Source organism: Pseudomonas sp. NPDC089401, from assembly GCF_044749485.1.
Classification (GTDB): domain Bacteria; phylum Pseudomonadota; class Gammaproteobacteria; order Pseudomonadales; family Pseudomonadaceae; genus Aquipseudomonas.
Window position 1 is genome coordinate 127,679 of the sequence record NZ_JBIVIA010000010.1, and the last position, 12,769, is coordinate 140,447.

Annotated in this window: 11 protein-coding genes; 8 read left to right on the forward strand and 3 right to left on the reverse strand. The window is 65.3% G+C overall.

Annotation, left to right across the window (positions count from 1 at the left end):
- Positions 1-67 precede the first annotated feature (67 nt).
- Entirely contained in the window at positions 68-1,543 is a 1,476-nt protein-coding gene (locus ACIP21_RS21895; RefSeq protein ID WP_400691975.1) for a helicase HerA-like domain-containing protein, read from the forward strand.
- Between the two features lie 168 nt (positions 1,544-1,711).
- On the opposite strand, the gene ACIP21_RS21900 is transcribed toward ACIP21_RS21895, so the two are convergent.
- Complete coding sequence (locus ACIP21_RS21900) at positions 1,712-3,184, reverse strand: inorganic phosphate transporter (RefSeq protein WP_400691978.1); 1,473 nt, start codon at positions 3,182-3,184, stop codon at positions 1,712-1,714.
- A gap of 314 nt (positions 3,185-3,498) precedes the next feature.
- Positions 3,499-3,699 carry a hypothetical protein gene (locus ACIP21_RS21905; RefSeq protein WP_060508484.1) on the reverse strand — a complete coding sequence of 67 codons (201 nt, stop codon included), beginning with the start codon at positions 3,697-3,699 and terminating at the stop codon, positions 3,499-3,501.
- Between the two features lie 528 nt (positions 3,700-4,227).
- Here ACIP21_RS21905 and pcaR point away from each other — a divergent pair.
- The 7 genes from pcaR to pcaC all read left to right on the forward strand — a co-directional run bounded on the left by pcaR (position 4,228) and on the right by pcaC (position 12,150).
- Positions 4,228-5,037 (forward strand): pca regulon transcriptional regulator PcaR, encoded by an 810-nt coding sequence (gene pcaR, locus ACIP21_RS21910; RefSeq protein ID WP_400692244.1) that lies wholly within the window; start codon positions 4,228-4,230, stop codon positions 5,035-5,037.
- A 280-nt stretch (positions 5,038-5,317) separates the two neighbouring features.
- Positions 5,318-6,661, forward strand: a complete 1,344-nt coding sequence (locus ACIP21_RS21915) for an MFS transporter (RefSeq protein ID WP_400691981.1) — start codon at positions 5,318-5,320, stop codon at positions 6,659-6,661.
- 236 nt (positions 6,662-6,897) lie between these two features.
- Positions 6,898-8,103 carry a 3-oxoadipyl-CoA thiolase gene (gene pcaF, locus ACIP21_RS21920; protein ID WP_400692247.1) on the forward strand — a complete coding sequence of 402 codons (1,206 nt, stop codon included), beginning with the start codon at positions 6,898-6,900 and terminating at the stop codon, positions 8,101-8,103.
- A gap of 189 nt (positions 8,104-8,292) precedes the next feature.
- Positions 8,293-9,582 (forward strand): MFS family transporter, encoded by a 1,290-nt coding sequence (locus tag ACIP21_RS21925; protein WP_400691984.1) that lies wholly within the window; start codon positions 8,293-8,295, stop codon positions 9,580-9,582.
- Between the two features lie 9 nt (positions 9,583-9,591).
- A complete protein-coding gene (locus ACIP21_RS21930; protein ID WP_400691986.1) occupies positions 9,592-10,944 on the forward strand; it encodes a 3-carboxy-cis,cis-muconate cycloisomerase in 1,353 nt (450 codons plus the stop codon).
- 11 nt (positions 10,945-10,955) lie between these two features.
- The gene (pcaD, locus tag ACIP21_RS21935) at positions 10,956-11,747 is read left to right on the forward strand and encodes a 3-oxoadipate enol-lactonase (RefSeq protein WP_400691988.1); all 792 of its coding nucleotides are present in this window, start codon (positions 10,956-10,958) and stop codon (positions 11,745-11,747) included.
- A gap of 10 nt (positions 11,748-11,757) precedes the next feature.
- Positions 11,758-12,150, forward strand: coding sequence for a 4-carboxymuconolactone decarboxylase (pcaC, locus tag ACIP21_RS21940; RefSeq protein WP_028635111.1), 393 nt, complete (start codon positions 11,758-11,760; stop codon positions 12,148-12,150).
- Here the strand turns inward: pcaC and ACIP21_RS21945 are convergent.
- Entirely contained in the window at positions 12,147-12,659 is a 513-nt protein-coding gene (locus ACIP21_RS21945; protein WP_400691990.1) for a DUF962 domain-containing protein, read from the reverse strand. The genes pcaC and ACIP21_RS21945 overlap by 4 nt on opposite strands.
- Between the last annotated feature and the right edge of the window lie 110 nt (positions 12,660-12,769).

A 12,769-nucleotide genomic window follows, 5' to 3' on the forward strand; every position in this document is an offset into this window, starting at 1 on the left:
ATTAAGGCGAATATCACCCAAAGGTATCGGCCCAATTAAGCTAAAGCTTGAGTAGAGGAATAGAGAGATGTCGGAATCTTCGACCATAGTTGTAGGTGCCGGCCCAGACGGCTTGCCTGTCGGCCAGGCCATGCGCCTGGCCAACCGCCACGGGCTGGTGGCAGGCGCAACGGGTACCGGCAAGACCGTGACCTTGCAGCATTTGGCGGAAGTGTTCAGCGATGCCGGTGTGGCGGTGTTCGCGGCCGACGTCAAAGGTGACCTCTGCGGCCTGGGTGCGGTGGGTGCGCCACAGGGCAAGGTGGCCGAACGGATTGCCGGCATGCCGTGGCTTGGGCATGCGCCAAAGGCGTATCCGGTCAGCCTGTGGGACGTGGCCGGGCAGTCCGGCCATCCCTTGCGCACCACCCTCAGTGAAATGGGGCCGCTGCTGCTGGGCAACCTGCTGGAGCTGACCGACAGTCAGCAGGCCGCGCTGTATGCCGCGTTCAAGGTGGCTGACCGCGAAGGCCTGCTGTTGCTCGACCTCAAGGACCTCAAGGCCCTGCTGGCGCACTTGAAGGACAACCCGCAGTTGCTGGGCGAGGACAGCGCACTGATGACCAGTGCCTCGACCCAGGCCCTGCTGCGTCGCCTGGCGACCCTGGAGCAGCAGGGCGCGGAGGCGCTGTTCGGCGAGCCGGCCCTGCAACTGGAAGACCTGCTGCGGCCCGACGCCGATGGCCGCGGCCGTATCCACCTGCTCGATGCCAGCCGGCTGGTACACGAGGCGCCCAAGGTCTACGCCACGTTCCTGCTCTGGCTGCTGGCCGAGCTGTTCGAGCAGTTGCCCGAGCGCGGCGATGCCGACAAGCCGGTGCTGGCGCTGTTCTTCGATGAAGCGCACCTGCTGTTCAACGGCACGCCCAAGGCCTTGCAGGACCGCCTGGAGCAGGTGGTGCGGCTGATCCGCTCCAAGGGCGTGGGGGTGTATTTCGTCACCCAGTCGCCGGGCGATCTGCCGGACAGCGTGCTGGCGCAGTTGGGGCTGCGTATCCAGCATGGGTTGCGCGCGTTCACGGCCAAGGAGCAGAAATCGCTGCGCGCCGTCGCCGATGGCTTCCGGCCCAACCCGGCGTTCGAGAGCCTGACGGTGCTGGCCGAGCTCGGGATTGGCGAGGCGCTGGTCGGCACGCTGGAAGAGAAGGGTACGCCGGCGATGGTCCAGCGCGTGCTGATCGCCCCGCCGCAATCGCGGATCGGGCCGTTGAGCGCGGCTGAGCGCACGGCGTTGATCGCGGCCTCGCCGCTGGCCGGGCGCTATGACAAGCCGTTCGATCGTGAGTCGGCGTATGAAATGCTGACTCAGCGCAAAGGCGAGCCCGTGGAGCCGGCGCCGGTGCCGAAAGCGGACGAAGAGAGCCTTGCCGACAAGGCCGGGGAGTTCTTGCAGAGTGCGGCGGGGCAGGCGATCAAGTCGGCGGTGCGCCAGGCGGCCAACCAGTTGGGGCGGCAGTTGGTGCGGGGTTTGATGGGGTCTTTGCTGGGGGGCAAGAAAAGGTGACTGCCTGCACCGGCCTCTTCGCGGGCAAGCCCGCTCCCACAGAGATGGCGCCGCTCTCAGGCTGGTCAATATCCCTGTGGGAGCGGGCTTGCCCGCGAAGAGGCCAGTGCAGGATAGCATCTACGAAAAAGGCGCCCTAAGGCGCCTTTTTCAATGCAGCGGGCTAGTTCAAGCCAGTGCCTTGGACGCCAGCCAGAACAAGCCGGCCGCCAGGCCCATCGAGGCCGGCAGGGTCAGCACCCAGGCCAGCAGGATGGTCTTCACGGTGCCGCCTTGCAGGCCGCTCTTGTTGGCGACCATGGTGCCGGCCACGCCGGACGACAGCACGTGGGTGGTCGACACCGGCAGGGCGAACACGTTGGCCATGCCGATGGCACAGGCTGCGGTGATCTGCGCCGACATGCCCTGGGCGTAGGTCATGCCTTGCTTGCCGATCTTCTCGCCGACGGTCAGCACCACGCGCTTCCAGCCGACCATGGTGCCCAGGCCCAGGGCCAGGGCGACGGCCACGATCACCCAGAACGGGGCGTATTCGGTGGTGGCGGTGAGGTCCTTGCGCAGCTTCTCCAGGTCGGCCTTTTCACGGGCGTCCAGGCCTGGCAGCTTGCCGACCTTTTTCGCGGTGTCGTCCAGGCAGAGCAGGTAGCGACGCACTTCGACGCGCTTGTCGGCATCCAGGGTGTGGTAGTCGGTCACGCCTTGCAGCGACGATTGCAGGGCGGCGATGGTCGGCTCGGTCTGCTGCGGGTTGCAGCTGAACTGCTCCGGCAGGTCGGTCGCCTGGGCCTTGCCCAGTGCCAGGAACTCGCCCAGGGTGGCGGCGTTGCGCTGGTAGAACTGGCTCATGTGCAGGGTGGCGTCGCGGGTGCGCTCGATCTGGTAGGTGGTGCTGTTCAGGTCGAGGACGAACTTGGCCGGGACGATACCGATCAGCACCAGCATGATCAGGCCGATACCTTTCTGACCATCGTTGGAACCGTGCACGAAGCTCACGCCCATGGCCGAAATCACCAGGACCAGGCGGTTCCAGAACGGCGGGTGCTTCTTGTCGTCGAGCTTGCGGCGCTGCTCCGGGGTCTTGTGCATCTTCGACAGCGGGCGCCACCACTTCAGGCCGATCAGCACCAGCGCGGCAATGGCGAAGCCGGCGATCGGCGAGACTACCAGCGACATGGCGATGTCGATCGCCTTCTGCCAGTTGACGCCATCGCCCAGCGGGATGTCGTTGATCAGGGCATTGGCCAGGCCGACGCCGAGGATCGAGCCGATCAGGGTGTGCGAGCTGGAGGCGGGGATGCCGAAATACCAGGTGCCCAGGTTCCAGGTGATGGCCGCGGCCAGCAGCGAGAAGACCATGGCCAGGCCATGCCCGGTGTTCACATTGATCAGCAGTTCGACCGGCAGCAGGTGCACGATGGCGTAGGCCACCCCGACTCCGCCGAGCAGAACGCCGAGGAAGTTGAACACCCCGGAGAAGAACACGGCCAGGTGTGGTGGCATGGCTTTGGTATAGATGACGGTGGCTACCGCGTTGGCGGTGTCATGAAAGCCATTGATGAACTCGAATGCGAGCACGAAGGTCAGGGCAAGCAGCAGGCTCACCAATACCCAGGCATCCAGTCCGCTGAATAAATCGATCATGAAGGTTGTCTGGCGGTCTTAGGGGGGCGGGATTATGCCAGAAAACCTGGGCAATCGATGCACCCACAGCTGACCGATGGCAGATTTGTGGGCAGGCCCTGTGGATGAGCGTATGCCTGATGGTGCAAGAAAAGCTCGGTGAAAAATCATGAAATTGTCGGAAAATCGTCAAAAGCCTGAGAAAATGACGATGAACCAAGGCTTCAAACGAGTGTATGAAATTTGTGTAATTCCATTTCATACACGGCCAATCGGTAATGATCGGCCGCGCCGTGGGCCACTGACCCGCGGCGCGAAGGCAAGGGGACTGCCGCTCAGGGTTCTTCGCTGCGCAGTTCCTTTTCCATTTTTTCCAGCTCCTGGCTGAACGCCTGGTCCTGGACAGTGGCACGTTTGCGCCAGGGCTTGCGCTCCGGTTCCGGTTGCGCGGCATAGGTGGTGACTTCACCACCGTAAACTTCCTTGTAACGTTCGGCCTGGCGCTCGAGTTCCGCGCGCAGTTCATCTTTCGTCACAGTAATACCCGAATGAGTCAAAGTGGTCGTGTTGTGTGCCTGTGCAAGTTGCCCATGCACGGGCGTGCTGGTTGACGGTATCAAGGGCGGGAGTTGCCCATCGCTGTATCGAACCGGGCCAGCTGAATCGAGTATAGCAACCGATAATTCGTCCAACAGCGTTATTTACCCAACCCTGACAGCAACTGTCAAAGTTTCCACGCAGGGTGGCGCGTGCATAGTTTGAACCGGGCCTGCTGGGCGAAGTTCATTGCAATTGAAGCGCAGGGGAGGGGAAATAAAACGGCCCCGCACAAGGCGAGGCCGTTGCCTGGGGACTTCTACGGTGGGTACCTGACCAGTCTCTCCAAAGAAGCCACATGTGGCAGGAGAAAGGTATAAGTAAATTTGTCGGCGGTCAATTGCGATTATCGGCCGTTCGTTCGATAATCGCACGAGCCAGTGATTTTTTTGAGGTGAGCGATGAACGACGAAAACCCGGTCAACGAATCTGCCAACCCAGAGGCGGTACGCGCGACGGCGCCGGCCATGGCGCCGCCCATCGTGGCCTCGCCCGCCAAGCGTATCCAGGCCTTCACCGGCGACCCGGACTTCATGACTTCGCTGGCCCGCGGCCTGGCCGTGATCCAGGCGTTCCAGGAGCGCAAGCGCCACCTGACCATCGCCCAGATCAGCCACCGCACCGAAATACCCCGGGCGGCAGTGCGGCGCTGCCTGCATACCTTGATCAAGCTCGGCTACGCCACCACCGACGGGCGCACCTACTCGCTGCTGCCCAAGGTACTGACCCTGGGCCATGCCTACCTGTCGTCCACGCCGTTGGCGATGTCGGCCCAGCCCTACCTGGATCGCATCAGTGACCAGTTGCACGAGGCGGCCAACATGGCCACCCTCGAAGGTGACGACATTCTTTATATTGCCCGCTCGGCCACGGTCGAGCGGTTGATCTCGGTCGACCTCTCGGTGGGCGGGCGCCTGCCGGCGTACTGCACGTCGATGGGCCGCATCCTGCTGGCGGCGATGGACGACACCAGCCTGCGTGAATACCTCGAGCGGGCCGACCTGAAGGCGCGCACCAGCCGCACGCTGAACGACCCCGAGTCGTTGTTCGCCTGCATCCAGCAAGTGCGGGCGCAAGGGTGGTGCGTGGTCGACCAGGAGCTGGAGCAGGGGCTGCGCTCGATCGCGGTGCCGATCTATGATGCGTCCGGGCAGGTGCTGGCGGCGCTGAACGTGAGCACCCATGTCGGGCGGGTGACGCGCAGTGAGCTGGAGCAGCGTTTCCTGCCGATCCTGCTGGCGGCCAGTCGTGACCTTTGCCACCAGTTGTTTGGCTGACGGCCTGTTTCCTGTGCGATAAACGCACAGTGTCGCTCCGGGTGAATTGCGCCGCCCCGGTTCGCTGATTAATGTCTCTCGCAACGGTCGGCTCAGCCGACCGATACAAGAAAAACATAAGAGGCGCATCCCATGACCACTGTCACTCGACTGCCGCGGCCGCACCCGTTCGCAGTGCCGTTGTATCCAGGCTGATTCAGGCCGCACGCCATCGATTTCGAACCCTGTACCCGCTCAGCATGTGCGGTGGCCCGACTGTGCCCATTTCTGGATAACAACAATGAACAAGCCCCAATCTGTCGGCCTCAACCTCGACGTCCAGTCCTTCATCAATGACCAACCGCTGTCGCGTTACCAGTGGCGGGTGGTGATTCTCTGTTTCCTCATCGTTTTCCTCGATGGCCTCGACACCGCCGCCATGGGGTTCATCGCCCCGGCACTGTCCCAGGAATGGGGCATCGACCGCGCGAGCCTCGGCCCGGTGATGAGCGCCGCGCTGATCGGCATGGTGTTCGGTGCCCTCGGCTCCGGCCCGCTGGCCGACCGCTTTGGCCGCAAAGGCGTGCTGGTCGCTGCGGTGCTGGTGTTTGGTGGGTTCAGCCTGGCCTCGGCCTATGCCAGCAACGTCGACCAACTGCTGGTGCTGCGCTTCCTCACCGGGCTTGGCCTCGGCGCTGGCATGCCCAACGCCACCACGCTGCTTTCCGAATACACCCCTGAGCGCCTCAAGTCGCTGCTGGTCACCAGTATGTTCTGCGGCTTCAACCTGGGCATGGCCGGCGGTGGCTTCATTTCCGCCAAGATGATCCCGGCCTACGGCTGGCACAGCCTGCTGGTGATCGGTGGTGTGCTGCCGTTGCTGCTGGCCGTGGTGCTGCTGGTCTGGCTGCCGGAGTCGGCGCGCTTCCTGGTGGTGCGCAACCGCGGCAGCGACAAGGTGCGCAAGACCCTGGCGCCGATCGCCCCGGATGTGGTGGCCCAGGCCGCCAGCTTCAGCGTGCCGGAACAGAAGGCCGTGGCGGCACGCAACGTGTTTGCGGTGATCTTCTCCGGCACCTATGGCCTGGGCACGATGCTGCTGTGGTTGACCTACTTCATGGGCCTGGTGATCGTCTACCTGCTGACCAGCTGGCTGCCGACGCTGATGCGCGACAGCGGCGCGAGCATGGAGCAGGCCGCGTTCATCGGCGCGCTGTTCCAGTTCGGCGGGGTGCTCAGCGCGGTGGCAGTGGGTTGGGCCATGGACCGCTTCAATCCGCACAAGGTCATCGGCCTCTTCTACCTGCTGGCCGGGGTGTTCGCCTACGCCGTGGGCCAAAGCCTGGGCAACATCACCGTGCTCGCCACCCTGGTGCTGGTCGCCGGCATGTGCGTCAACGGCGCGCAATCGGCCATGCCTTCGCTGGCGGCGCGTTTCTACCCGACCCAAGGGCGCGCAACCGGCGTATCGTGGATGCTGGGCATCGGTCGTTTCGGTGCGATCCTCGGGGCCTGGAGTGGTGCGACGCTGCTGGGCCTGGGCTGGAATTTCGAGCAGGTATTAACCGCCTTGCTGGTGCCGGCGGCGCTGGCGACGGTGGGCGTGATCGTCAAGGGCCTGGTGAGCCACGCCGACGCGACCTGATAAGGCGGGGCCGCTTTGCGGCCCTTTCGCGACACAAGGCCGCCCCTGCAGGTAGGCGAGATCCCCTGCAGGAGCGGCCTTGTGTCGCGAAAGGGCTGCAAAGCAGCCCCAGAATCGGAAACGGCGAGTGGCGAAACATTCAGTTCGATAACCGCACAAATAGTCGATTATCGAATTGTAAGCCACCCCCCTGTCTCCTTAATCTGGGCTCAACGTAGCACCCTGGCAGGAGAAGCCTGATGCGTGAAGTATTTATCTGTGATGCCATCCGCACCCCCATCGGCCGCTTCGGTGGCGCCCTGGCCGGCGTGCGCGCCGACGACCTGGCAGCGGTACCGCTGAAGGCGCTGATCGAACGCAACCCGTCGGTGCAGTGGGACCAGCTCGACGAAGTGTTCTTCGGCTGCGCCAACCAGGCCGGTGAAGACAACCGCAACGTCGCGCGCATGGCCCTGCTGCTGGCCGGCCTGCCGCAAAGCATCCCGGGTGTGACCCTGAACCGCCTCTGCGCCTCGGGCATGGACGCCATCGGCACGGCCTTCCGCGCCATCGCCAGCGGCGAGATGGAGCTGGCCATCGCCGGCGGCGTCGAGTCGATGTCGCGTGCGCCGTTCGTCATGGGCAAGGCCGAAAGCGGCTACTCGCGCAACATGAAGCTGGAAGACACGACCATCGGCTGGCGCTTCATCAACCCGCTGATGAAGAGCCAGTACGGTGTGGACTCGATGCCGGAAACCGCCGACAACGTGGCTGACGACTACCAGGTATCGCGCGCCGACCAGGATGCCTTCGCCGTGCGCAGCCAGCAGAAGGCCGCTGCCGCCCAGGCTGCCGGCTTCTTCGCCGAAGAGATCGTGCCGGTGCGCATCGTCCACAAGAAGGGCGAAACCATCGTCGAGCGTGACGAGCACCTGCGCCCGGACACCAGCCTCGAAGCGCTGGCCAAGCTCAAGCCGGTCAACGGCCCGGACAAGACGGTCACCGCTGGCAACGCCTCGGGCGTCAACGACGGTGCCGCGGCACTGATCCTGGCCTCGGCGGAAGCGGTGAAGAAGCACGGCCTGACCCCGCGTGCCCGCGTCCTGGGCATGGCCAGCGCCGGCGTGGCGCCGCGCGTGATGGGCATCGGCCCGGTGCCGGCGGTGCGCAAGCTGACCGAGCGCCTGGGCGTGGCGGTGAACGATTTCGATGTGATCGAGCTCAACGAAGCCTTCGCCAGCCAAGGCCTGGCGGTGCTGCGTGAGCTGGGTGTGGCCGACGATGCACCGCAGGTGAACCCCAACGGCGGCGCCATCGCCCTGGGCCACCCGCTGGGCATGAGCGGTGCGCGCCTGGTGCTGACGGCGCTGCACCAGCTGGAGAAGAGTGGCGGGCGCAAGGGCCTGGCGACCATGTGTGTGGGCGTCGGCCAAGGCCTGGCTTTGGCTATCGAGCGGGTTTGACCTGTACCGGCCTCTTCGCGGGTAAACCCGCTCCCACAGGGGGAACCACGCCTCCCTCTGTGGGAGCGGGTTTACCCGCGAAGAGGCCGGCACCTATAGACACAAGGCCAATTGCCAGCCCGCAAGCGGAACGAGTGTGTTACTAGGTATGTCTAGACTTACCGGTGACCCTCCAGGAGTAAACACACCATGACCTCTGCCTATTACACCGGCGAAGAGCGCAGCAAACGCATCTTCGCCATCGTCGGTGCCTCTTCCGGCAACCTGGTGGAATGGTTCGACTTCTATGTCTATGCCTTCTGCGCGATCTATTTCGCTCCCGCCTTCTTCCCGTCCGACGACCCTACCGTACAACTGCTGAACACCGCCGGCGTATTCGCTGCGGGCTTCCTCATGCGCCCGATCGGTGGCTGGATCTTCGGACGCCTGGCCGACCGTCATGGCCGCAAGAATTCGTTGATGATCTCGGTGCTGATGATGTGCTTCGGCTCCCTGATGATCGCCTGCCTGCCGACCTATTCGAGCATCGGTACCTGGGCCCCGGCACTGCTGTTGCTGGCGCGGCTGATCCAGGGCCTGTCGGTGGGCGGCGAGTACGGCACCACCGCCACCTACATGAGTGAGGTGGCCCTGCGCGGCCAGCGCGGCTTCTTCGCCTCGTTCCAGTACGTGACCCTGATCGGCGGCCAGTTGCTGGCGGTGCTGGTGGTGGTGATCCTGCAACAGGTGCTGAGCGAGGACGAGCTGCGCGCCTGGGGCTGGCGCATCCCGTTCGTGGTCGGCGCCATCGCCGCGCTGATCTCGCTGATGCTGCGCCGCTCGCTGCACGAGACCAGCAGCGCGGAAACCCGCCAGGACAAGGACGCCGGCACCATCAAGGGCCTGTTCCGCAACCACACCGCCGCGTTCATCACGGTGGTCGGCTACACCGCTGGCGGCTCGCTGATCTTCTATACCTTCACCACCTACATGCAGAAGTACCTGGTCAACACGGCGGGCATGAATGCCAAGAGCGCCAGCTTCGTGATGACCGGCGCGCTGTTCCTGTACATGCTGATGCAGCCGTTGTTCGGCATGCTGTCGGACCGCATCGGCCGGCGAAACTCCATGCTGCTGTTCGGCGCGCTGGGTACGCTGTTCACCGTGCCGCTGCTGATGGCGCTGAAGACCGTGAGCAGCCCGTTCATGGCCTTCGTGCTGATCACCCTGGCGCTGTGCATCGTCAGCTTCTACACCTCGATCAGCGGCCTGGTGAAGGCCGAGATGTTCCCGCCGCAGGTACGTGCGCTGGGCGTGGGCCTGGCCTACGCGGTGGCGAACGCGGCCTTTGGCGGTTCGGCCGAGTACGTGGCCCTGGGCCTGAAGACCCTGGGCATGGAAAACACGTTCTACTGGTACGTGACGGCCATGATGGCGATCGCCTTCCTGTTCAGCTTGCGTTTGCCGAAGCAGGCCGAATACCTGCACCACGATGATTAAGGACGTTGCATGAGCAACCAACTGTTCGATGCCTACTTCACCGCGCCGGCCATGCGCGAGGTGTTTTCCGACCGCGGCCGCCTGCAGGGCATGCTCGACTTCGAGGTCGCGCTGGCCCGTGCCGAAGCCGCTGCCGGGCTGGTGCCGCACAGCGCGGTGGCAGCCATCGAGGCGGCCTGCAAGGCCGAGCGCTATGACGTCGGCGCCCTGGCCGATGCCATCGCCACCGCCGGCAACTCGGCGATCCCGCTGGTCAAGGCGCTGGGCAAGGTGATCGCCAGCGGTGTGCCCGAGGCCGAGCGCTACGTGCACCTCGGCGCCACCAGCCAGGACGCCATGGACACCGGCTTGGTGCTGCAATTGCGCGCGGCCCTGGAGCTGGTCGAGGCGGACCTGGCCAAGCTGGCCGACACCCTGGCGCGCCAGGCCTTGCAGCATGCCGACACGCCGCTGGTGGGGCGCACCTGGCTGCAACACGCAACGCCGGTGACCCTGGGCATGAAGCTGGCCGGCGTGCTCGGCGCCTTGACCCGTCACCGCCAGCGCCTGCAGGAACTGCGCCCGCGCTTGCTGGTGCTGCAGTTCGGCGGTGCCTCCGGCAGCCTGGCCGCGCTGGGCAGCAAGGCGCTGCCGGTCGCCGAAGCGCTCGCCGAGCAGCTCGACCTGAGCTTGCCCGAACAGCCCTGGCATACCCAGCGCGACCGCCTGGTGGAGTTCGCCTCGGTGCTGGGCCTGGTGGCCGGCAGCCTGGGCAAGTTCGGCCGCGACATCAGCCTGCTGATGCAGACCGAGGCGGGCGAGCTGTTCGAGCCTTCCGCGCCGGGCAAGGGCGGCTCCTCGACCATGCCGCACAAGCGCAACCCGGTTGGCGCGGCAGTGCTGATCGGCGCCGCGACCCGCGCCCCGGGGCTGCTCTCGACGCTGTTCGCCGCCATGCCCCAGGAGCATGAGCGCAGCCTTGGCCTGTGGCATGCCGAATGGGAAACCCTGCCGGACATCTGCTGCCTGGTCTCCGGCGCCCTGCGCCAGGCCCAGGTGATCGCCGAGGGCATGGAAGTGGACGCCGCGCGCATGCGCCGCAACCTCGACCTGACCCAGGGCCTGGTGCTGGCCGAAGCCGTAAGCATCGTCCTCGCCCAGCGCCTGGGCCGCGACCGCGCCCACCACCTGCTGGAACAGTGCTGCCAGCGCGCGGTGGCCGAGCAGCGGCACCTGCGTGCAGTGCTCGGCGACGAGCCGCAGGTCAGTGCCGAGCTGAGCGCGGAAGAACTCGACCGCCTGCTCGACCCCGCCCATTACCTCGGCCAGGCCCGCGTCTGGGTGGCGCGCGCCGTGGCCGAACATCAACGATTCACTGCCTGAAGGAGACCGCTGTGGCGCACTTGCAACTGGCCGATGGCGTACTGAACTACCAACTCGATGGCCCGGCCGATGCGCCGGTGCTGGTGCTGTCCAACTCGCTGGGGACCGACCTGGGCATGTGGGACAGCCAGGTTGCGCTGTGGAGCGAACACTTCCGGGTGCTGCGTTACGACACCCGTGGCCATGGCGCTTCGATGGTCAGCCCGGGCCCTTACAGCATCGAGCGGCTGGGCCAGGATGTGCTGGCGCTGCTGGACGCGCTGGACATCCAGCACGCGCACTTCGTCGGCCTGTCCATGGGCGGCCTGATCGGCCAGTGGCTGGGCATCCATGCCGGCCCGCGCCTGCACAGCCTGACCCTGTGCAACACGGCGGCGAAGATCGCCAATGACGAGGTGTGGAACACCCGCATCGACACCGTGCTCAAGGGCGGCCAGCAGGCCATGGTCGACCTGCGCGATGCCTCCATCGCCCGCTGGTTCACCCCGGCCTTCGCCGAGGCGCAGCCGCAGGAGGCGCAACGTATCTGCCAGATGCTGGCGCAAACCAGCCCCGAGGGGTACGCGGCCAACTGCGCCGCCGTGCGCGATGCCGACTTCCGTGAGCAACTGGGCCGCATCCAGGTGCCGACGCTGATCGTCGCCGGTACCGAAGACGTGGTCACCACCCCGGAGCATGGCCGCTTCATGCAGGCCGGTATCATTGGTGCCACCTACGCCGAGTTCCCGGCGGCGCACCTTTCCAACGTCGAGATCGGCGAGGCGTTCAGCCTGCGCGTGCTCGACTTCCTGCTGGCTCGCTGAGGACTTGGCCATGGATGAAAAACAACGTTACGACGCCGGCATGCAGGTGCGTCGCGCGGTACTGGGCGACGCCCACGTGGACCGCAGCCTGGAGAAACTCAACGACTTCAACGGCGAGTTCCAGGAAATGATCACCCGCCACGCCTGGGGTGATATCTGGACCCGCCCAGGCCTGCCGCGCCATACCCGCAGCCTGATCACCATCGCCATGCTGATCGGCATGAACCGCAACGACGAGCTCAAGCTGCACCTGCGCGCCGCCGCCAACAACGGCGTGACCCGCGACGAGATCAAGGAAGTGCTGATGCAGAGCGCGATCTACTGCGGCATTCCGGCGGCCAACGCCACCTTCCACCTGGCCGAATCGGTGTGGGATGAGCTGGGCGTGGAGTCGCGGGGCTAAGCCCCGCGCACGGCCACGGGCCCGGCATTGGCTTCCACGGCCTGTTTCAATGCCGGGCACAGGCCCAACATGAACGCCGCCTCGGCCACCACGAACAGCGGCCCGATGATCAGGCCGCTGATATCGTCGACGAACGCCGGCTTGCGGCCTTCGTAGTGATGGCCGACGAACTGGATGATCCAACCCACCACGAATGCCCCCAGACCCGCACTCAGCCACAGGCCGGTGGACTGCACCGCCAGTGCCTGGCCGATCCACAGGCACAAGCCCAGCAGCAGCCCCATGACCAGCCCCAGGCGCAGGTCCAGCCGTAGATAGAACCTCACCGCAGCGGCGGCCGCGAGCAGGGCGGGGGACAGCCAGATGCCGGCCACGTCCCAGCCCGGACGGGACAGCAGCACCGTGACCGCCACGACGATCAGCGGGATGCCGACGAAATGGGTGGCGATGTTGCGTGGGTCGCGGTGGTAGTTGGCGTACTGGCTCAGGTGTTCGACGAGGTTTTTCATTGTTGTTCCTCCCTGGGTGGCCGGATCTGCATTGTGTCGCCTGTGCCGGCCCTTTCGCGGGTAAACCCGCTCCTACAGGTGCCACTGTGGGAGCGGGTTTACCCGCGAAA

Bases quoted from the DNA above. Each gene is read 5' to 3' on its own strand.
- ACIP21_RS21900 (WP_400691978.1), bottom strand. From the start codon at position 3,184: ATGATCGATTTATTCAGCGGACTGGATGCCTGGGTATTGGTGAGCCTG.
- ACIP21_RS21945 (WP_400691990.1), bottom strand. From the start codon at position 12,659: ATGAAAAACCTCGTCGAACACCTGAGCCAGTACGCCAACTACCACCGC.
- ACIP21_RS21930 (WP_400691986.1), top strand. From the start codon at position 9,592: ATGAGCAACCAACTGTTCGATGCCTACTTCACCGCGCCGGCCATGCGC.
- pcaC (WP_028635111.1), top strand. From the start codon at position 11,758: ATGGATGAAAAACAACGTTACGACGCCGGCATGCAGGTGCGTCGCGCG.
- ACIP21_RS21915 (WP_400691981.1), top strand. From the start codon at position 5,318: ATGAACAAGCCCCAATCTGTCGGCCTCAACCTCGACGTCCAGTCCTTC.
- ACIP21_RS21925 (WP_400691984.1), top strand. From the start codon at position 8,293: ATGACCTCTGCCTATTACACCGGCGAAGAGCGCAGCAAACGCATCTTC.
- pcaR (WP_400692244.1), top strand. From the start codon at position 4,228: ATGGCGCCGCCCATCGTGGCCTCGCCCGCCAAGCGTATCCAGGCCTTC.
- ACIP21_RS21895 (WP_400691975.1), top strand. From the start codon at position 68: ATGTCGGAATCTTCGACCATAGTTGTAGGTGCCGGCCCAGACGGCTTG.